Here is a 19,418-nt window from a genome sequence, read left to right as displayed (position 1 = left end):
GGCCTTCGCGCCGGGCCATCCCGCCCGCCTTGACCTCCCACGCTCCTGCCGGCACCGTCATCGTCATTGGCGGCGCGCTGAAAGCTGACAGCGACGCCGTCTGGCAACGCATCGTCGACGAGGCCGGCGGCCTTGGCGCGCCCATCGCCGTCTTCCCCACCGCGGCCTATGAGCCCGAGCGCATCGCCGCCCAGATCGTCGCCGCGCTGAACCGCTGCGGCGCCCAGGCCGAGGCCATCCCGCTGGCGCCTCATCTCGAAGGCGTCGACCTGCATGCCACCTTGAACGACCCGGCCCTGATCGCCCGCGTCGCGGCGTCCCGGGCCGTGTTCTTCTCCGGCGGTGCCCAGGAATACCTCGTCGACACGCTGCAGCCGGATGGCCGGTCGACCGCCATGCTGGACGCCATCCGTGCCGTCTTCGCGGCCGGTGGTGTCATTGCCGGCACCAGCGCCGGCGCGGCCGTCATGAGCCGGCTGATGTTCCGCGATGCCATGGACAACCTGGCCGTGCTGCGCGGTCAGTGGCGGGCCGGCCAGGAGTACGACCGCGGCTTCGGCTTCGTCGCCCCGGACCTCCTCATCGACCAGCATTTCCTGAAAAGGGGTCGCGTTGGCCGCATGCTGCCGGCGCTGCAGGCCCTGGGCTATCGCCTGGGCCTGGGCGTGGACGAGAACGCAGCGGTCGTCATCAAGGGTTCGGAACTCGAAGTCATTGGCGGCAGCGGCGCCGTGCTGGTCGACCTCGAGGAGGCCACCCATGACGTCACGCTGCCGGCCTTCAACCTGCGCGGTGCGCGCCTGTCCTATCTGGACCATGGCGACCGCCACGACCTGGCCAGCGGCGTGACGACGCCGGCCGCCCACAAGCTGAGCGAGCCGCGCATCGACCCGGCCGCGCCTGGCTTCGAGCCCGGACTGGAGTCCGACCGCTATTTCCTCGACATCCTGGGCGACGGCTGTCTCCTCGAGGCCCTGACCCAATTGCTCGACGGCCCGTCCCCGCAGGTGCGCGGCCTCGCCTACCGGGCCAATCCCCGGCCTGGCGACCTCATGCCCGACATCGGCTTCGAGTTCCGCCTGCGTCGCGGCCCCGGCCTGGTCGGCTGGTGCAGCGCGGTGCGTGGCGGCGAGGACTACACGGTGCTCGGCGCGCGTCTGGACGTCGTGCCGGTGCGCGTGGCCAACCCCCTGTTCACGCCGCTGGTCGCCGAGACCCTGCGCGTGGTCGAATCGGGCCAGCAGCGGCTGCAAGGAGAACGGTGATGACGACGATCAGCGGTGAGTTCAGCGTCGGCATGACGGTCCGGGACGCCGAAGCCCAAAGCGCCAGCATTGGCCGCATGCTGCTGGACAAGCAGTACCACGGGGCTCTCGAGGCGCGTGGCGCCGGCCAGATGCTGGCCACGCATGGCAGCGTGGCCGGTTCAGCTGCCTACGTGGCACTGGAGACGGTGACGGGCAGCCTGCAGGGGCGCGAAGGCAGCTTCGCCCTGGTCCACCAGGGCCGCATGGACCGTGGCCAGCCCTCGCTGGACATCAGCATCGTGCCCGACTCCGGCACCGGGGCCTTGACCGGCCTGGCCGGCCGCATGCAAATCCGCGTCGAAGGCCACCAGCACTTCTACGACTTCGATTTCACGCTGCCCACCCCTTGAAGGAGATGCCATGAAGCACACCCTCCTCATCCTGGCGACGCTGCTGGCCGGCGCCGCCCAGGCCGCCGACGTTGGCGTGTCCATCCAGGTCGGCCAGCCCGGCTTCTACGGCCGCATCGACATCGGCAATGTCGCGCCGCCGCCCGTCGTGCTGGCCGAGCCGGTCTGGGTGCAGCGCCGGCCCGTGCATGTCGAGCCTGTCTACATGCGCATCCCGCCCGGCCACCAGAAGCACTGGGACAAGCACTGCGCCAAGTACAACGCCTGCGGCGTGCCGGTCTACTTCGTGCGCGAGGACTGGTACCAGGAGCGCTATGCGCGACCGCAGGGCGGCAACGACCAGGGCGAGGACCGCGGCAAGGGCAAGCATGGCAAGGGCCATGGCCACGGCAAGGACAAGGACCGCGACTGAGCGCATGGCCCCCGCCGGCCGCGACACAATTGCGGCCATGGCTGATCTCGATACCCGACCCGAAGGCTTCCAACGCGTCAGCGCCGCGCTGGCCGCCGCCGCTCATCCCCACCCGCCGCTGTGGCTGGACGTCGCGGCCCGCACCGCCCAGGAGGCCGCCGACGCCCTGGGCGTGACGCTGGGCCAGATCGCCAAGTCCGTGGTCTTCCGCCGCAAGGCCGACGACTCTGCCGTCCTCGTCATCACCTCGGGTGACCGGCGCGTCGACGAGTCCAAGCTCAAGCCCCACACCGGGCCGCTGGGCCGTGCCGATGCCGACTTCGTCAAGGCTCGCACCGGCTTCTCCATCGGCGGCGTGTCGCCGGCCGGCTTTGCGCCGGTCGAGGGTTTCGCGGCGCCCCAACTCTTCATCGACCGCGACCTGTTCCGCTTCGACATCATCTGGGCCGCCGCCGGGCATCCCAACGGCGTTTTCAAGCTGACGCCGGGCGAGTTGGAGAAGATCACCGGAGCGCCCGTCATCGACGTGGTTCAAACGTGAAACCCGCGGTCACCTCGCCCTGCGTCAACGTCTGCCAGATGGACGCGGCCACCGGTTGGTGCCGCGGCTGCGCGCGCAGCCTCAACGAGATTGCCGGCTGGGGCGGGGCGCCCGAAACCGTGCAACGCCACGTCCTCGACCAGTTGCCCGAAAGGCGCGTGGAGATGCATAGACACGGCCTGTGGCTCGGGCCCTGGCCCCACAGCGAGGAACAGGATCGATGAAGCGGCTGACCTTCTACTTCGACCCCATCTCGCCTTACGCGGCCCTGGGCTTCGAGGCCTTGCCCGAAGCGCTGGCGGGGCACAGCGTCGAGGTCGTCTACCGGCCCATCCTGTTCGCCGCCCTGCTGCAGGCCCTGGGCCAGAAGGGGCCGGCCGAGATCGACGCCAAGCGTCGCTGGACCTTTCGGCAGGTGGCCTGGCTGGCCCACCGCCAGGGCGTGGTGCTGGACGCGCCGGCCCAGCATCCCTTCAACCCGCTGCCGCTGCTGCGCCTGGCCTGGGCCAGCGCGGCACCGGAAGGGCAGCCCGGCGACACGCCGGGGCGCTGGGTGGTCGAGCAACTCTTCCATCACGTGTGGCGCGGCGCCGGCGCCGATGCCAATGACGCGAATCGCTTGGCGGCCCTGGCGGAGCGACTGGCGCCTGCCCAGGATCCGGCCAGCGAGGCGGTCAAGCAGCGCCTGCGTCAGGAGACCGAGGCGGCCCTGAACTTGGGCGTCTTCGGTGTGCCGACGGTGGAGTTCGAGGGCCGGCTGTTCTGGGGGCAGGATGCCTTGCCCATGCTGCGCGCGGCCCTGGACGGCGACCCGTGGTTCCGCAGCGGCGTCTGGGAATCGGCGGCTCAGGCCCGACCCGGTGTCACCCGGAAACACTGAGCGCGGACCGAGAACCATGCCAGGGCCAGTGGCCCTGTCCTTCGCCAGGCACGATCAGTCCACTGGACTGATCATGTCCGGGCTCAGCCCTGCGGCTTGTTCGACGCCTCGCGAGGGACTGCCGGCATGCAGGCCGGCAGGCATGATTCAAAACGTCTCAGGATTTACCCGCGAGAGTCATCTCATCTCGCATTGAGAAATGCTGACTGCGGGTTCCTGCGGAGTTTGTCAGCCTCGATTCAGAATGGCGTCAGAACACGGTCAGAGGCGGTGTGAATAGTCACGGCTGAGGGAAGCCTGTGGGGCGGCCCGACAACAGACGGAGACTTTTCATGGCAACTGCGACTTCAACGGCCGCCACGCCGATGACCCGGGAAGAGAAGAAGGTCATCTTCGCCTCTTCGCTGGGCACGGTGTTCGAGTGGTACGACTTCTACCTCTATGGTTCTCTGGCGGCCATCATCGCCAAGCAGTTCTTCGCCGGCCTGGAGCCTGGCGCCGCCTTCATCGCGTCGCTGATGGCCTTTGCCGCGGGCTTCATCGTGCGTCCCTTCGGCGCTCTGGTGTTCGGCCGCCTGGGCGACATGATCGGCCGCAAGTACACCTTCCTGGTGACGATCTTGATCATGGGCCTGTCGACCTTCATCGTCGGCGTGCTGCCCACCTACGCCACCATCGGCGCTGCAGCCCCGGTCATCCTGATCGGCCTGCGCCTGCTGCAGGGCCTGGCCCTGGGCGGTGAGTACGGCGGTGCCGCCACCTACGTGGCCGAGCATGCACCGCACGGCAAGCGCGGCGCCTACACCTCGTGGATCCAGACCACGGCGACCCTGGGCCTGTTCCTGTCGCTGATGGTCATCCTGGGCGTGCGCACGTCCCTGGGCGAAAAGGACTTCGCCGAATGGGGCTGGCGCATTCCCTTCATCGTGTCCATCCTGCTGCTGGGCATCTCGGTGTGGATTCGTCTGTCCATGAACGAATCGCCCGCCTTCCAGAAGATGAAGGCCGAGGGCAAGACCTCCAAGGCGCCGCTGTCCGAGTCCTTCGGCCAGTGGAAGAACCTGAAGATCGTGCTGCTGGCCCTCTTCGGCCTGGTGGCCGGCCAGGGCGTGGTCTGGTACTCGGGCCAGTTCTACGCGCTGTTCTTCCTGACGTCGGTGCTCAAGGTCGACGCCGCCGCCGCCAACATCTGGATCGCCATCGCGCTGATCCTGGGCACGCCCTTCTTCGTCATCTTCGGCACGCTGTCGGACAAGATCGGCCGCAAGCCCATCATCATGGCCGGCCTGCTGCTCGCCGCGGTGACCTACTTCCCGCTGTTCAAGGCCCTGACCGGCGCGGCCAACCCTGACCTCGCCAAGGCCCAGGAAACATCCAAGGTCACGCTGTCGACGCAGACGGCCTCCTGCTCCTTCCAGGGCAGTCCGATCGCCCGCGAAGTCGACTTCACCAGCGCCTGCGACATCGCCAAGCGCGCGCTGGCCGGCTCGTCGGCCAGCTCCGAGACGGTCGACGCCCCGGCCGGCGCTTCGACCGTCGTCAAGGTCGGCGAGAAGGAAATCGCCGTCCCGACCGCCAGCAAGCTGACCGAGCACAAGTTCGACGAAGCTTCGACCAAGGCCATCGCCGCCTTCAAGAAGGAACTGGGCGAAGCGATGAAGGCCGCCGGCTACCCGGCCAAGGCCGACATGGCCAAGGCCAACGTGCCCATGGTCGTCGCCATCCTGTTCGTGCTGGTGCTGTACGTGACCATGGTCTATGGCCCGATCGCGGCCATGCTGGTCGAGATGTTCCCGACCCGCATCCGCTACACGTCGATGAGCCTGCCGTACCACATCGGCAACGGCTGGTTCGGCGGCATGCTGCCTTCCATCACCTTCGCGATGGTGGCGCAGAACGGCAACATCTATCACGGCCTCTGGTACCCCATCGTCATCGCGGCGATCACCTTCGTCATCGGCGTTCTCTTTGTCCGCGAGACCAAGGACGTGGACATCTACGCCCGCGACTGAGCGAGTTCCTCCCGGGCCTGCCCGGGTGTCGAACGCAAGGCCGGCTTCATGCCGGCCTTTTTTTTGGCCCAGGCTAGCCCTGCTTGTCGATTGCACCCGGCCCTGCGAGGATGCCGCGGATGTCCAAGTCCAAAGACTCCCCCGACGGCGGCGCCGGCGAACAGCGGCGGCTGCAGATGGTCGACATCGCCCGCCTGGCCGGCGTGTCGGTGTCCACCGTGTCGCGAGCCCTGAACGGCAGCGAACTCGTCAATGCCGAAACCCGCCAGCGCGTCGCCGAACTGGCACGCTCGCTGAACTACTCGATCAACTTCGGCGCCCGCAATCTCCGCCTGCAAGAAAACAAGACGGTGGCGGTCGTCGTGCCCTATGACGCCAAGTCGCGCCAGCACATCTCCGACCCCTTCTTCCTGTCCATCGTCGGCGCCATCGCCGACGCGCTGACCGACCGCGGCTACGACATGCTGCTGTCGCGCGTCGATGCCGAACGGCTGGACCTGGCCTCGCATTGGTTCGAGTCCGGCAAGGCCATCGGCGTCATCCTCATCGGCCAGTGGCGCCAGCACGACCAGCTCAACGAGATGGCGGCGCGCAAGCTGCCGCTGGTCGTCTGGGGCGGCGAGATGCCGCAGCAGCTGTATTGCAGCGTCGGTGGCGACAATGTGCTGGGGGGCGCACTGGCCACGCGGCATCTGCTGGCGCTGGGGCGCAGGCGCATCGCCTTCATCGGTGACGCCCGCCTGCCCGAAGTCTGGCTGCGTCATCAGGGCCATCAGCAGGCGCTGCGCGAGGCGGGCCTGGAGGTCAATCCAGCGCTGGAATTGCCGGCGCCCTTCGAGCCCAGTGTCGCAACGGGCCAGGTGCGCGAGTTCTGCGCCGCGCACAGCGACTTCGATGCCGTCGTCTGCTGCAGTGACGTACTGGCCATGTTGATGGTCCAGGCCCTGCGCGCCGCCGGTCGCCGCGTGCCGGACGATGTCGCGGTCGTCGGCTATGACGACATGCCGCTGGCCGCCTACTGCGATCCGCCGCTGACGACCGTGCACCAGCCCGTGGCGGAAGCTGGCGCCGAGCTTGTCGAGGCGCTTCTGGGTCAGTTGCGTGGCGAGCGTGCCGGGCCGCGCACCATGCCCGTCTACCTGAGGCTGCGCGAGAGCGCCCCCGCGGCCAAGGCTTGAACTCCGAGGTATTTGGAGTCCGGAGCGCGCCTCCGGCGGCTTGCGATCGTTTCCATTGAATTTGTGAAGATCTCAATTTATTCATTTATATAAGTGCTTCTACTGAATTGCAATCGATTGCAAAACAAGCTGAACGCGCACAGAATGTCGACACGGATAGGCGCTCATCGCGGCGCCTGCCGCCTCGCCTCGCAGAAGGCGCCCGCATACCGACAACAGGAGACGACATGCCCATCACCCGCCCACGCCCCCATCCCCTGGCCGCTGCCTTGGCCCTGGGCTTCATCGGCGCCGCCGCCCAGGCCCAACAGGCCGCCGCCACCGAGACCCCCGACGGCCTCAAGCTTGACGCCGTCGTCGTCACCGGCAGCTCAGCAGCCAAGTCCAAGATGCGCTCCAGCGTCGCCATCTCGACCATCGAGAGCGAAGGCGTCACAGCCGTCACTGCCGCCAGCGCCACTGATGTGCTGCGCGCTGTGCCGGGCATCCGCGCCGAGGCCAGCGGCGGCGAATCCAATGCCAACGTCGCGGTGCGCGGCATCCCGGTCTCGGCCGGTGGTGCGCGCTACATCCAGTTCCAGGAAGACGGCCTGCCGCTGCTGCAGTTCGGCGATATCGCCTTTGCCACGCCCGACACCTGGATGCGGGCCGACGCCGGCTTCGAACGCCTGGAAGTCGTGCGCGGCGGCTCGGCAGCGCTGCTGGCCACGGGCGCGCCCGGCGGCATCATCAACTTCATCAGCAAGACCGGGGTGGAGCAGGGCGGCAGCATCCAGCTGACCAAGGGCCTGGACTTCGACCAGACCCGCGTCGACTTCGGCTATGGCGGCCGTCTGGCGCCCAAGACGCGGTTCTTCATCGGCGGCTTCTACCGGGTCGGCGATGGGGGCCGCAAGGGTGCCGACGGCACGGAGAATGGCGGACAGATCCGCGCCAACGTGACGTTCGAGCTGGAGGGCAGGAGCTATGTGCGCTTCAGCCTCAAGCACCTGGACGACCACAGCCCGACCTTCATGCCCACGCCGGTGCGCTACGTGAACGGCAGCATCCAGCAGATCCCCGGCCTGGACCCACGGCGTACGGCCTTCTACGACGCTGCCTGGCCCATGGACAGCACGCTGACGAACACCAACGGCCGCGCCACCAGCAACATTCGTGATGGTCTGGCCGCCAAGAGCGATGCCTTTGGCGCCGAGATGGACCTCGATGCCGGCGGTGGCTTTCGCCTGCAGAACAAGTTCTCTTGGAGCAAGAACTCCGGCCGCTTCATCGGCATCTTCCCGGGCGACGATGTGGCCGCGGCACCGGCCGGCACGACGATCGCGACCGGCCCGGACGCTGGCAAGGCCTACACCGGCAGCAAGTTCACCGCCGTCGTCTTCAACACCCAGGTCGACAACGTCGGCCTGATGGCCAACGACCTCAAGTTCTCACGCGACTTCGACCTCGGCGGCGCAACCCGGCTCAGCGCCGTCGCCGGCCTCTACACCTCGGTGCAGAAGCTCGACCTGACGTGGAACTTCAACCAGTACTCGCTCTCGGCCGACCAGGATGGCGCCCGCGTGCTCAACGTGCCCGGTGCCGTCAACGGTTCACCCGGCTTCGGCGGCTGCTGCAGCAACACCCAGGACAGCAAGTACACGACCACCGCGCCCTATCTGGTGCTCAACCTGGAGTCCGGCGCGCTGTCCGCCGACATCGGCCTGCGCCGCGACAACCAGAACGCCAGCGGGGCCTACTACCAGTCCAACGCCGGCCTGGCCTATGACCTCGGCAAGCCCAACGTCATCGATTACGACTTCGGTCGCACCTCCTACTCGCTGGGCGGCAACTACGCGCTGAACAAGGACCTGTCGCTGTTCGCCCGCTATTCCGATGGCGCCGCCTACAACGCCGACCGCATCACCTTCTTCAACAACCCCAACCTGGTCAACGGCAAGAGCCCGACCATCCCGACCAACAAGGTCAAGCAGGCCGAGGCCGGTATCAAGATTCGCGGCGGCGGCATGAGCCTGTTTGCCACGCTCTTCCACGCCAAGACCGACGAGGTCAACGTCGACGTGACGACCAACCCCATCGTCGCCAAGGCCAACAGCTACCGCAGCAACGGGTTGGAACTGGAAGGCTCGGCCCGCTGGGGCGTTGTCAACCTGCTGGGGGGGCTGACGTACACGGACGCCAAGCAGGCTGATGGGCGGGCGCCGAAACGGCAGGCCAAGGTCGTCTATCAGCTCACGCCCACGGTCAACCTCAATGACGCGCTGACTTTCGGCGTCGGCATCGTCGGCACCACCAAGAGCCTGGACGACGGCCCGACCGGTCCACTGACCATCACGCTGCCGGCCTACACCGTCGTCAACGCTTTCGCGAGCTACGCCATCACCAACCGCGCCACGCTCTCGCTGGCCGCCAACAACCTCTTCAACGAGCTGGCCTACACCGAGAGCAACGATGGCCGCGGCGCCGCGCGGGCCTACACGGGTCGCACGGTCAAGGCCTCGCTGCGCTACAGCTTCTGAAGCGCATGGCCGCCACCCCCATCCTCGTGCTCGGCGAAGCCCTGGTGGACGGGTTCCACGACGGGCCGGTTGCCGGCGGCGCGCCCTTCAATGTCGCTCGTTCGCTGGCGGCCTTCAGCGCCCCGGTGCGCTTCGTCAGCCGCATCGGAGCCGACGACGTGGGCGGCCGTCTGGTGCTGCACAGTGCAGCCCGTTTCGGTCTGGCGGTGGCCGGCTTGCAGCGGGATGCCCACCATGCCACGGGCCGGGTCAGCGTTCACGAGGAGGAGGGCGGCGGCCACCGCTTCGAGATCCATGCCGACGCCGCCTGGGACCACCTGGAACGCCCCGGCGCCGTCGGCTCGGGCATGGTCTATTTCGGCAGCCTGGCCCAGCGGCACCTGGTGTCTCGCGCCACGATCCGCTCGGTCGTCAAACGGGCTGCGGGACCGCGCTTGCTGGACCTCAACCTTCGCCCGGGCACCGACTCGCCGGCCCTCGCAGCCGAGTCGTTGATGCTGGCTGACTGGGTCAAGATCAACGAAGACGAGCTCGACCGTCTGCTCGGCTGGTTCGAGCCTGCCTTGCCCGCGCTGATGGCCCGTTTCGCACTGCAGGGCCTGTTGGTCACGCGGGGTGTTCAGGGTTACGCGCTGTACGGCGAGCAGGGGCAGCTGCTCGCCAGTGGCGACGGGGTGGTACAGCCCGCCTTCGTCGACAGTGTCGGCGCAGGCGACGCCTTCACCGCCATGCTGCTGGCCGGGATGTCGCTGCACCGCAGCCTGGCCGCGACGCTCAGCCTGGCCAACCGCTATGCCTCGATGATCTGCGGCGTCCGGGGCCCGCTTCCCGACGACCCGGCGGCCCTGGCCTCCTGGCGCGAGGCCCTCCACTCGTTGCCCGCCGGAGAGGCCCGCGCATGAACAAGCCCCATCTGTCCTTCTCGCAGATCGTGAACATGAATGTCGGCTTCCTCGGCATCCAGTTCAGCTTCGGCCTGCAGCAGGCCAACATGAGCCCGATCTACCAGATGCTCGGCGCCGAAGGCAAGGACCTGCCGTATCTGTGGCTGGCCGGGCCCATCACCGGCCTGCTGGTGCAGCCGCTGATCGGCGCGATGAGCGACCGCACCACGCACCGCCTGGGCCGCCGCACGCCTTACTTTCTCATCGGCGCGCTGATCTGCTCGCTGGGCCTGCTGGCCATGCCTTTCAGCCCGGCGCTGTGGTTCGCGGCCGGTCTGCTGTGGATCCTGGACGCGGCCAACAACGTGACGATGGAGCCCTACCGCGCCTATGTCAGCGACCGCCTGCGCGAGGAGCAGCATGCCAGCGGCTTCCTGACCCAGGCTTCGTTCACGGGATTGGCGCAGACCCTGGCCTATCTGACGCCCAGCCTGCTCGTGGCCTTTGGCATGAACAAGGACGCGCTGGGTGCCAACGGCATTCCGTTGGTGACGACGTTGGCCTTCGGCGTCGGTGCGCTGCTGTCCTTCACGACGGTCTGGTGGTCCATCCACAAGGTGCCTGAGCTGCCGCTTCCGGCCGAGGAGGTGGCGCGGCTGCGCGCGCTGCCTCACGGCCTGGGCGCGACCCTGGCCGAGATCTGGGCCGCGCTGCGCGACATGCCCGCCACCATGCGGCGCCTGTGGTGGATGGCGCTGTTCCAGTGGTACGGGATGATGTGCTACTGGATCTATATCGTGCCCACGCTCGCGACCACCGTCTTCGGCACGGACGATCCGCGCAGCGCCGGCTTTCGTGATGCGGCCCTGCTCAATGGCCAGGTCGGCGGCTTCTACAACGCCGTGGCCTTCGTAGCCGCCTTCGCGATGGTTCCGTTCACCCGCCGACTGGGCGCCAAATGGGTCCACGCCTTTGCTCTGGCCTGCGCAGCGGCCGGCATGTGGGCGCTGCCCGGTATCCAGGACAAGGCCTGGCTCTTCCTGCCCATGGTGGGCGTCGGACTGGCCTGGGGTTCCATCATGGGCAACCCTTATGTGCTGCTGGCCGGCAGCATCCCGCCCGAGCGCGCCGGCGTCTACATGGGCATCTTCAACATGTTCATTGTCATCCCCATGCTGATCCAGGCGGTGACGCTGCCGCTGTTCTACGACGCCCTGCTCGGCAGCCGCCCCGAGAACGTCATCCGCCTCGCCGGCGTGCTGCTCGCGATGGCCGCGGCTTGCGTGTTGGCGGTCAAGACCCCGAAGTCCCCCTCATGAAGAATCAGGTCCAGCTCATCACCTATGTCGACCGCCTCGGCGGCCAGCGCGACGGCGCCGACCTGATTCGGCTCGGGAAACTGCTCACCGAGCCGGGTTCGCCGCTGGCCGGCGTCTTCGGCGGCGTGCATCTGCTGCCCTTCTTTCATGCCATCGATGGTGCGGATGCCGGCTTCGACCCCATCGACCACACCCAGGTCGACCCTCGCCTGGGCAGCTGGAGCGACATCAAGACCCTGACCGAGAGCGTCGACGTGATGGCCGATGTCATCGTCAACCACATGTCCAGCGAGTCGCCGCAGTTTGTCGACTACGCCGCGAATGGCGATGCCTCGGCTTATGCGGGCCTCTTCCTGACGCTGGACGTCGTGTTTCCGAACGGCGCGACCGAGCGGGACCTGTTGAGCGTCTATCGCCCCCGCCCCGGTCTGCCGTTGACCTATGCGACGCTGCGCAACGGCGAGCGCCGCATCCTGTGGACGACGTTCACCGCCGCGCAGATCGACATCGCCGTGCGCCATCCGCAGGGGCGTGCCTACCTCAGCGGCATTCTGCATACGCTGGCCGACAGCGGCATCCGCATGGTGAGGCTGGACGCCGTCGGCTATGCCATCAAGAAGGCCGGCGCGAGCTGCTTCATGATGCCGGAGACCTTCGACTTCATCGCCGAGTTCGCGTGCGAGGCGCGGGCGCTGGGCATCGAGGTGCTGGTGGAGATCCACAGCTACTTCCAGCGCCAGATCGACATCGCGTCCAAGGTCGACTGGGTCTACGACTTCGCGCTGCCGCCGCTGGTGCTGCACGCCTTCAGCTTCCGCACCGCCGCCGCGCTCAAGCGCTGGATCGCCATCCGCCCCACCAACGCGTTGACCGTGCTCGACACCCACGACGGCATCGGCATCATCGACATCGGCGCCGATGCCGGTGACCGCGTCGCCCACCCCGGCCTGGTGCCGCCCGAGGAGCTGGACGCCCTGGTCGAGCGCATCCACACCGCCAGCCAGGGCGACAGCCGCAAGGCCACCGGTGCCGCGGCCAGCAACCTCGACCTCTACCAGGTCAACTGCAGCTTCTTCGACGCCATGGGCCGCGATGAGACCGCCTATCTGCTGGCCCGTGCGATCCAGTTCTTCCTGCCCGGCGTGCCACAGGTTTACTACGTCGGCCTGTTGGCCGGGCACAACGACATGGAACTGCTGGCCCGCACCCAGGTTGGCCGCGACATCAATCGCCATTTCTACAGCGCCGACGAGATCATCGGCGACTGCGAGCGGCCGGTCGTGCGCCGCCTCATCGAACTGATCCAGCTGCGCAACCGCCATCCAGCTTTCGGGGGCAGCTTCGAGGTGCTGACCAGCGGTGATGAGGTATTGCATCTGCGTTGGCAGCATGGTTTCGACAAGGCAACCCTGCGCGTGGATTTCGCGACCCTGGCCCATGAACTGACCTACAGCGCCGAGGACGGGCAGGCCGCAGGCTTCGCCTTCAGTTGAGCGTCAGCCTGGCTGAGCAGAATCCCTCCGGTTTCAACACAACCGGAGTGAATCTCATGTGGAAGATCGTGGTCGGCTTTGCCGTGTTTGCCGCGCTGGCGCTGTTCATCCTGATGAAGAGCGGCGGCAATATCGACATGGGCGGCGAGAAGCACGACGTGACCGCGGGTGCCCATGAGCCGGCTGCTTCGGCGGCGTCGGCCGCGATCGCCGCTGTCGACGCCCCGTCGGCGCCGGCCTCGGCCGCGTCTCAGTGAACCTGGCTGTCTGAGCCCGGTGTGGCGCGCTGGGGCGCCAGCAGCGGCAGCTTCATCAGCATCTGGGTGCCCTGGCCGGGCGAGGACCTCACCTCGATCTGGCCACCCAGCACATTGGTGACGATGCTGTGCACGATGTGCATGCCCAGGCCCGAGCCGCCGGTGCCCAGCTTGGTCGTGAAGAAGGGGTCGAAGATGCGCCGCCGCACGGATTCGTCCATGCCGCGGCCGTCGTCGGTCACGCTGAGTTCGACCTGCTCTTCATCCAGCCGCGCGCAATGGACCTTGACGTGTCCGTTCTCCATGCCCTCGAAGCCGTGCAGCAGCGCGTTCATCAGCAGATTGGTCAACACCTGGCCGAGGGCGCCGGGGTAGCTGTTCATGACCAGGCCGTGGCAGAGGTCGGTGTCGATGACGAACGGCGTGTGCTTGAAGCTGGGCTCCACCATGACCATGACGTCCTCGACGACCTTGGCCAGGTCGAAGTCGCGCCGCAGGTCGGCGGTCTGGTCGATGGCCACCTGCTTGAAGTCGCGCACCAGGTCGGCGGCCTTCTGCACATTGCGCTGCAGGATGTCCTGGCCGCGCCGCGTGTCGCGGGCCAGTTCCTCCAGCGTGCTGCGGCGCATCTGCACGGTGCCCGACAGCATGGCTTCCAGCTGCTTGTAGCGGTCGTCCAGGGCCGACACCACGGTCAGCGCATTGCCCAGCGGCGTGTTGAGCTCGTGCGCGACGCCGGCCACCAGCCTCCCCAGCGAGGCCAGCTTTTCCGACTCGACCAGTTCTCGCTGCGCCTTCTGCAGGGTCTCCAGCGCCTCTGACAGTTCGGCATTGCTGGCCGTCAGCTCGGCGGTGCGCTGGGTGACGGTCTCTTCCAGGTTGACGTTGTGCTGGCGCAGGGCCTCGAAGGCCGACAGCAAGGCCTGCCGCATGCGCTCCATGGCCACGCCGACGCGCGCGATCTCGTCGGCGCCGGCCACGCGCAGGGGCTGGTCGAGCCGTCCGGCGGCCAGGGCCTCGGCGGCGCCGGTCAACTCGGTCATGGGGCGCATCACATAGCGCTGCAACACCCACAGCATCAGCACCAGGGAGAGGGTCAGGGTCAGCACGCTGCGCCAGACCGTGCGCCAGACCTCGGCCTGCTTGGCCTGCAGCAGCGGGGCTGCGCTCATGCTGACCGTCAGCTTGGCAATCTCGCGGCCGTCGCGCTGGATGGGGCGGGTCTGGCTCAGCACCAGGTCGGCATCGGGCTTGTCGCCGGCGCGCTGCTGCGACAGGAAGGGCGCCGACGAGGCCGGCTCCACCACCTGCACGGACACGAAGCGCGGGTCGTCCATCTGAGCCTTGACCATGGGGTCGGCCAGGTCGGGCGAGACCTGCCAGACCGGTTCGGCCAGCGACAGGGCCATGACCTCGGTGGCGCGCGCCAGGTCACGCTTGAGGTCTTCCATCGCCGTGGCCCGGGTCTTCTGGCCGTCGTAGAGCAGCACGGCCGTCGTCGGCAGCAGCAGGCCCAGCAGCAGGGCCAGCACGACGGCGAAGGTCAGGGAACTGCGCTGCCAGCCGAACGCGGGGAGGGGCGCGCGGGGCAGGGCGATCGGCGGCGGCGGCAGGGGGCTTTCCGGCATGGACGGTTACGCCCGAGGAACGCGACGGGCCGTCCGAGTGTAGGCCGGGCAAAAGCGGTCGAAATGCGCATTCCGACCCGGTGAGGCTCGGGTTTTTCCTGGGGGAGAGGGGCTGCTGGGGGCGGGGGGGCTGGCCGCACAATCCGCGGCCATAAAGGCGCCCCTGTGGGCGCATGTCCTGGAGAAAAACAGTGAAGCGTTGGGTTGGCCTGGCGGCCTTGTTCGCTGCTTGCATCGGAACATCGAACATCGCGTTTGCGCAGTTGCGCATCGGCATGGTGGCGGGCTTTACCGGCCCGGTCGCTGGTGTCGTGCAGGAGAGCGTCGAGGGCGCAAAGCTCTATTTCGACTCCATCAATGCCCAGGGTGGCATCAAGGGCCAGAACATCGAGCTCATCACCCAGGACGACAAATACGACAACGCGACCGCCGTGGCCGCGGCCAAGAACCTGGCCAGCCAGGGTGTGCTGGCGCTGATGCTGAGCCGCGGCACCGGCCCGACCGAGGCCCTGCTGCCGGTGCTGAAGGAGAACAAGCTGCCGCTGCTGGCGCCCGCCACCGGTGCGGCCAGCCTGCGCGACCCCGTCCAGCCCTGGGTCTACCACCTGCGCGCCAGCTACCAGAAAGAGGCCGAGAAGGCGGTCAAGAACCTGGCCAGCATCGGCGTCAAGCGCATCACCATCGTGCAGGTCAACGACCCCTTCGGCAACGACGCCGGCAAGGGCGCCATCAAGGGCCTGGACGACATCAAGCTGCGCGCCATGTCCAGCCTGCGCTTCGACCGCAACAAGCCCGATCTCGCGCCGGTGATGCAGTCCATCGCCAAGGCCGGCATCGAGGCCGTCGTGCTGATCGGCCCGTCCTATGCCGTCGTGGAAGGCGTGAAGGCGCTGCGCGAGGCCGGCTCCACGGCCCATGTGGCCACGCTGTCCAACAACGCCTCGGCTGACTTCGTGAAGGCCCTGGGCAACGAAGGCCGCGGCGTCATCGTGACCCAGCTCTTCCCCTACGAGCGCTCCACCGCCAACCTGATGGTGCGGGAGGCGCTGCTGCTGGCCAAGGCTGCCGGCCGCAACGAGCTGACGCCGGCCCACGTCGAAGGCTATGCCGCGGCCAAGCTGGTCGTCGAAGCGCTCAAGCGCGTGCCGGGCAAGGACGTCACGCGCGAAAGCCTGGTCAAGGCGCTGGACGGTGCCCGCATCGACCTCGGCGGCCTGCAGGTGCACTACACCGACAAGGAACACAACGGCCTGGAATACGCCGACGTGTCCATCATCGGCGAGGAAGGCAAATTTAAGCGCTAACCCCCTACGGCCTGACGGCTGCCCCCCTTTGAAAGGGGGCACTGCCAGCGGCCTGGCAAAGCCAGCTCCGCGGCAGTCGCGCGATGATGCGGCTCGCTGGCGCGAGCCGCAGCTTTTTGCAGGGAGCATCATGGATCTGGGATTGAAGGGCCACTGGGCCCTGGTCTGCGCGGCCAGCAAGGGGCTGGGCCGCGGTTGCGCCGAGGCGCTGGTGGGCGAGGGCGTCAACGTCGTCATCACGGCGCGCGGCGAGGCCGATCTGCTGGCCACGGCCGATGCGCTGCGGGCCCTGAACCCTGACGTCGAGGTGCGTGTCGTGGCCGGCGACATTGCCACGCCCGAGGGTCGCGCGGCGGCGCTGGCAGCCTGCCCGCGCGTCGACATCCTCATCAACAACGCCGGCGGTCCGCCGCCCGGGGATTTCCGCGACTGGGGCCGCGATCAGTGGATCGCCGCGCTGGACGCCAACATGCTGGCGCCCATCGAGCTCATCAAGGCGACGGTCGATGCGATGGCATCACGCGGCTTCGGCCGCATCGTCAACATCACCTCGGGCGCCGTGAAGGCGCCCATCGACGTGCTCGGCCTGTCCAATGGCGCGCGCTCGGGTCTCACCGGCTTCGTCGCGGGCCTGGCCAGGCAGCCGCGACTGGCGGGCGCCAATGTGACGATCAACAACCTGCTGCCCGGCGCCTTCGACACCGACCGCTTGAAGAAGACCATGGCGGCCGGTGCGGCCAAGACTGGCGCGAGCGTCGACGAAGTAGCCGCCAAGCGACGCTCGACCATCCCCGCCCAGCGCTTCGGCACCGCGGCCGAGTTCGGCGCTCTCTGCGCCATGCTTTGCAGCGCCCAGGCCGGCTATCTGACCGGTCAGAACATCCTGCTCGATGGCGGGAACTATCCAGGGACTTTCTGATGACATGGCTCAAGCGCATCCTCATTGGCCTGCTGGCCCTCGTGCTGCTGCTCGCCTTGGGCGTCTGGCTGGCCCTGCGCGGCAGCCTGGCCCAACTCGATGGCGAGCGTGCGGTTGCGGCCCTCAGCGCGCCGGCCGAACTGCAGCGCGACGCCCGTGGCTACCTGACCATCACGGCCGAAAACCGCCTGGACGTGGCCCGGGCGCTGGGCTTTGTGCATGCCCAGGAGCGCTTCTTCCAGATGGATCTGATGCGCCGCAACGCTGCCGGCGAGCTGTCGGCCCTGGTCGGGGCCAAGGCCCTGCCGCTGGACAAGGCGCGCCGCATGCACCGCTTCCGCCATCGCGCCGAAGCCGGCATCGCGTTGCTGCCGCCTGACGAACGCGCGCTGCTGGACGCCTATGTGAGCGGTGTGAACGCGGGGCTGGCCGGCCTGTCGGCCCGGCCGCCCGAATACCTGCTGCTGCGCCAGCAGCCCCAGCCCTGGCTGCCGGCCGACACCGTGCTGGTCGCCTACGGCATGTATCTCGATTTGCAGGGCTCGCAGGGGCGCGACGACGTCGCCACCGGCCTGCTGCGCGAGGCCGTGCCAGACGACTGGTACGCCTTCCTGACCCAGCACAGCGCCGACTGGCAGGCCGCCATGGACGACAGCCGCGTGGCCGCCGTGCCGCTCCCGGCGAGCCCGCTGCCTGCCGCCCTGCGCGCCGCCAAGGTGGCCTGCAGCGACTGCAGCCTGCGCGACGCGCGCGACCTGGGCAGCAACAACTTCGCCGTGGCGGCGGCCCACGGCGCCGCCGGCCGTGCCATCCTGGCCGACGACATGCATCTGGGGCTGCGCACGCCTGGCACCTGGTTCAAGGCGCGCATGAAATGGAAGGACGGCGCCGGCAGCCACGACGTGGCCGGCGTGACGCTCCCGGGCGCGCCGCTGCTGGTGGTTGGCAGCAACGGTCATGTGGCCTGGGGCTTCACCAACACGACCTCGGACTGGGCCGACGTCGTCGCTCTCAAGCTCAATGCGGCCGGCACGCACTACCTGGCGGGCGGCGCGGAAAAGCCGCTGCAGAAGGCGGTGGAGCGCATCGAGATCGCCGGCGAGGCCGCCGTCGACCATGTCGTGCTGGAAAGCGAATGGGGCCCGGTCATGCCGCAGAAGGCGCCGGCAGGCCAGGCCTATGTGCTGCGCTGGGTGGCGCACGACCGCGAGGGCATGAATCTGCGGCTGATGCATATGGAGACGGCGGGCAATGTCGACGAGGCCGTGCAACTGGCCGTGGGAGCCGGCATGCCGGCCCAGAATCTGCTGGTCGCCGATGCCGGCGGCCGGATCGCCTGGACCGTCATCGGCGCCATGCCCAAGCGAGTCGACGCCGGTGACATCGACCGCCCGCAGGACTGGAACGACGGTCGCTCGCGCTGGCAGGGCTATCTCGGCGCGTCGGAGCAGCCGCGCATCATCGATCCGGCCGACGGCCGGCTGTGGACGGCCAACTCGCGCATGGTGGGCGGTGACGCACTGAAGACCCTGGGCAACGGCGGCTACGACCTTGGCGCCCGCGGCATGCAGATCCGCGACGGCCTGCGCGCCCAGGACAAGCTCGACGAGGCCGGCCTGCACGCCATCCAGCTCGACCACCGCGCGCTCTTCCACCAGCACTGGCGCCAGCTGCTGCTGGAACAGGTGCTGACGCCCGACTTCGTCGCCGCCAATGGCCTGGCCGACTACCGTGCCGAGGTCGAGAAGAGCGCCGACGCGGCCCGACCGGACGCGGTCGGCTATCTGCTGGTGAGGTCTTTCCGCCTGCAGGCCCTGAAGAACCTCTTCGACCCGCTGGCCGGTCTGCTGGAGGCCCAGGGGCTGAAGCTGTCCGACTTGAAGCTGGTGCCCGAGACGCCGGCTTGGGCCCTGATCCAGGCCGCCCGGCCCGACACCTTGCCGGCGGCCTTCAAGAGTTGGCCTGAACTGCTGCAGCGTGCCGTGCTGGACAGCCGCAAGGAGCTGATCGGCAAATACGGCAGCCTGGCTGCGGCCACCTGGGGAGCCGACAACTCCACCAGCATGCGCCACCCCTTGAGCGCGGCCGTGCCCGCCCTGGCCGGCTGGCTGGACCAGGCCTCCCAGGGCATGGCCGGCGACAGCCACATGCCGCGCGTGCACAACCATGGCCATGGCCAGAGCGAGCGCATGGTGGTCTCGCCCGGCCATGAGGAGAGCGGCATCCTGGTCATCCCCGGCGGCCAGAGCGGCCACCCGATGTCACCCTTCTACCGCGGCGACCATGCCGCCTGGCTGGCGGGGGAACCGCTGCCTTTCCTGCCCGGCGAAACCACCCACCGCCTGGTGCTGCGCCCCTGATCCAGGCGACCCCGTTCCAGCGGAATGGGGACGCCGGATGGGCCGGGTGCTGGGC

17 protein-coding genes are annotated in these 19,418 nt (G+C 68.3%); 16 read left to right on the top strand and 1 reads right to left on the bottom strand.

Annotated elements, in window-relative coordinates:
- The first annotated feature begins 29 nt into the window (after window positions 1–29).
- From ACS5PN_RS06790 to ACS5PN_RS06730, 13 genes are all read left to right on the top strand, one after another.
- Window positions 30–1,265 (top strand): cyanophycinase, encoded by a 1,236-nt coding sequence (locus ACS5PN_RS06790; protein ID WP_439463165.1) that lies wholly within the window; start codon window positions 30–32, stop codon window positions 1,263–1,265.
- Complete coding sequence (locus ACS5PN_RS06785) at window positions 1,265–1,657, top strand: DUF3224 domain-containing protein (protein ID WP_439463164.1); 393 nt, start codon at window positions 1,265–1,267, stop codon at window positions 1,655–1,657. The genes ACS5PN_RS06790 and ACS5PN_RS06785 overlap by 1 nt, the downstream gene beginning before the upstream one ends.
- Window positions 1,658–1,667: 10 nt before the next feature.
- Window positions 1,668–2,069 (top strand): hypothetical protein, encoded by a 402-nt coding sequence (locus ACS5PN_RS06780; RefSeq protein ID WP_439463163.1) that lies wholly within the window; start codon window positions 1,668–1,670, stop codon window positions 2,067–2,069.
- Window positions 2,070–2,106: 37 nt separating this feature from the next.
- Window positions 2,107–2,610 carry a YbaK/EbsC family protein gene (locus ACS5PN_RS06775; RefSeq protein ID WP_439463162.1) on the top strand — a complete coding sequence of 168 codons (504 nt, stop codon included), beginning with the start codon at window positions 2,107–2,109 and terminating at the stop codon, window positions 2,608–2,610.
- Window positions 2,607–2,834: a DUF1289 domain-containing protein gene (locus tag ACS5PN_RS06770; RefSeq protein ID WP_439463161.1), complete on the top strand. Its 228-nt coding sequence runs from the start codon at window positions 2,607–2,609 to the stop codon at window positions 2,832–2,834. Before ACS5PN_RS06775 ends, ACS5PN_RS06770 begins: the two co-directional genes overlap by 4 nt.
- Window positions 2,831–3,490 carry a 2-hydroxychromene-2-carboxylate isomerase gene (locus ACS5PN_RS06765; protein WP_439463160.1) on the top strand — a complete coding sequence of 220 codons (660 nt, stop codon included), beginning with the start codon at window positions 2,831–2,833 and terminating at the stop codon, window positions 3,488–3,490. Before ACS5PN_RS06770 ends, ACS5PN_RS06765 begins: the two co-directional genes overlap by 4 nt.
- Window positions 3,491–3,822: 332 nt before the next feature.
- Window positions 3,823–5,502, top strand: a complete 1,680-nt coding sequence (locus ACS5PN_RS06760; RefSeq protein WP_439463159.1) for an MFS transporter — start codon at window positions 3,823–3,825, stop codon at window positions 5,500–5,502.
- Between the two features lie 119 nt (window positions 5,503–5,621).
- Window positions 5,622–6,680, top strand: coding sequence for a LacI family DNA-binding transcriptional regulator (locus ACS5PN_RS06755; RefSeq protein WP_439463158.1), 1,059 nt, complete (start codon window positions 5,622–5,624; stop codon window positions 6,678–6,680).
- 227 nt (window positions 6,681–6,907) lie between these two features.
- Entirely contained in the window at window positions 6,908–9,199 is a 2,292-nt protein-coding gene (locus tag ACS5PN_RS06750; RefSeq protein ID WP_439463157.1) for a TonB-dependent receptor, read from the top strand.
- Between the two features lie 5 nt (window positions 9,200–9,204).
- Window positions 9,205–10,101 (top strand): PfkB family carbohydrate kinase, encoded by an 897-nt coding sequence (locus ACS5PN_RS06745; RefSeq protein ID WP_439463156.1) that lies wholly within the window; start codon window positions 9,205–9,207, stop codon window positions 10,099–10,101.
- A complete protein-coding gene (locus ACS5PN_RS06740; RefSeq protein ID WP_439463155.1) occupies window positions 10,098–11,402 on the top strand; it encodes an MFS transporter in 1,305 nt (434 codons plus the stop codon). Before ACS5PN_RS06745 ends, ACS5PN_RS06740 begins: the two co-directional genes overlap by 4 nt.
- Window positions 11,399–12,895 (top strand): sucrose phosphorylase, encoded by a 1,497-nt coding sequence (gene gtfA / locus ACS5PN_RS06735; RefSeq protein WP_439463154.1) that lies wholly within the window; start codon window positions 11,399–11,401, stop codon window positions 12,893–12,895. Before ACS5PN_RS06740 ends, gtfA begins: the two co-directional genes overlap by 4 nt.
- Before the next feature lie 56 nt (window positions 12,896–12,951).
- Complete coding sequence (locus ACS5PN_RS06730; RefSeq protein WP_439463153.1) at window positions 12,952–13,152, top strand: hypothetical protein; 201 nt, start codon at window positions 12,952–12,954, stop codon at window positions 13,150–13,152.
- On the opposite strand, the gene ACS5PN_RS06725 is transcribed toward ACS5PN_RS06730, so the two are convergent.
- Window positions 13,146–14,780, bottom strand: a complete 1,635-nt coding sequence (locus ACS5PN_RS06725) for a sensor histidine kinase (RefSeq protein ID WP_439463152.1) — start codon at window positions 14,778–14,780, stop codon at window positions 13,146–13,148. The two genes, ACS5PN_RS06730 and ACS5PN_RS06725, sit on opposite strands and share 7 nt — an antisense overlap.
- A 191-nt stretch (window positions 14,781–14,971) precedes the next feature.
- On the opposite strand from ACS5PN_RS06725, the gene ACS5PN_RS06720 reads away from it, so the two are divergent.
- The 3 genes from ACS5PN_RS06720 (at window position 14,972) to ACS5PN_RS06710 (ending at window position 19,363) form a co-directional block, all read left to right on the top strand.
- A complete protein-coding gene (locus ACS5PN_RS06720; protein WP_439463151.1) occupies window positions 14,972–16,084 on the top strand; it encodes an ABC transporter substrate-binding protein in 1,113 nt (370 codons plus the stop codon).
- Between the two features lie 130 nt (window positions 16,085–16,214).
- Window positions 16,215–17,003 carry an SDR family oxidoreductase gene (locus ACS5PN_RS06715; protein ID WP_439463150.1) on the top strand — a complete coding sequence of 263 codons (789 nt, stop codon included), beginning with the start codon at window positions 16,215–16,217 and terminating at the stop codon, window positions 17,001–17,003.
- Window positions 17,003–19,363, top strand: coding sequence for a penicillin acylase family protein (locus ACS5PN_RS06710; protein WP_439463149.1), 2,361 nt, complete (start codon window positions 17,003–17,005; stop codon window positions 19,361–19,363). Before ACS5PN_RS06715 ends, ACS5PN_RS06710 begins: the two co-directional genes overlap by 1 nt.
- Window positions 19,364–19,418 lie beyond the last annotated feature (55 nt).

The organism is Roseateles sp. NT4 (genome assembly GCF_051857475.1).
Taxonomy (GTDB): domain Bacteria; phylum Pseudomonadota; class Gammaproteobacteria; order Burkholderiales; family Burkholderiaceae_C; genus Pelomonas.
This window is presented reverse-complemented; position numbering and strand designations above follow the sequence as displayed.

Excerpts from the sequence above, each read along its gene's own strand:
- ACS5PN_RS06745 (WP_439463156.1), top strand. The coding sequence starts at position 9,205 with ATGGCCGCCACCCCCATCCTCGTGCTCGGCGAAGCCCTGGTGGACGGG.
- ACS5PN_RS06725 (WP_439463152.1), bottom strand. The coding sequence starts at position 14,780 with ATGCCGGAAAGCCCCCTGCCGCCGCCGCCGATCGCCCTGCCCCGCGCG.
- ACS5PN_RS06710 (WP_439463149.1), top strand. The coding sequence starts at position 17,003 with ATGACATGGCTCAAGCGCATCCTCATTGGCCTGCTGGCCCTCGTGCTG.
- ACS5PN_RS06765 (WP_439463160.1), top strand. The coding sequence starts at position 2,831 with ATGAAGCGGCTGACCTTCTACTTCGACCCCATCTCGCCTTACGCGGCC.
- ACS5PN_RS06755 (WP_439463158.1), top strand. The coding sequence starts at position 5,622 with ATGTCCAAGTCCAAAGACTCCCCCGACGGCGGCGCCGGCGAACAGCGG.
- ACS5PN_RS06760 (WP_439463159.1), top strand. The coding sequence starts at position 3,823 with ATGGCAACTGCGACTTCAACGGCCGCCACGCCGATGACCCGGGAAGAG.
- ACS5PN_RS06750 (WP_439463157.1), top strand. The coding sequence starts at position 6,908 with ATGCCCATCACCCGCCCACGCCCCCATCCCCTGGCCGCTGCCTTGGCC.
- ACS5PN_RS06740 (WP_439463155.1), top strand. The coding sequence starts at position 10,098 with ATGAACAAGCCCCATCTGTCCTTCTCGCAGATCGTGAACATGAATGTC.
- ACS5PN_RS06715 (WP_439463150.1), top strand. The coding sequence starts at position 16,215 with ATGGATCTGGGATTGAAGGGCCACTGGGCCCTGGTCTGCGCGGCCAGC.
- gtfA (WP_439463154.1), top strand. The coding sequence starts at position 11,399 with ATGAAGAATCAGGTCCAGCTCATCACCTATGTCGACCGCCTCGGCGGC.
- ACS5PN_RS06730 (WP_439463153.1), top strand. The coding sequence starts at position 12,952 with ATGTGGAAGATCGTGGTCGGCTTTGCCGTGTTTGCCGCGCTGGCGCTG.
- ACS5PN_RS06780 (WP_439463163.1), top strand. The coding sequence starts at position 1,668 with ATGAAGCACACCCTCCTCATCCTGGCGACGCTGCTGGCCGGCGCCGCC.
- ACS5PN_RS06785 (WP_439463164.1), top strand. The coding sequence starts at position 1,265 with ATGACGACGATCAGCGGTGAGTTCAGCGTCGGCATGACGGTCCGGGAC.
- ACS5PN_RS06775 (WP_439463162.1), top strand. The coding sequence starts at position 2,107 with ATGGCTGATCTCGATACCCGACCCGAAGGCTTCCAACGCGTCAGCGCC.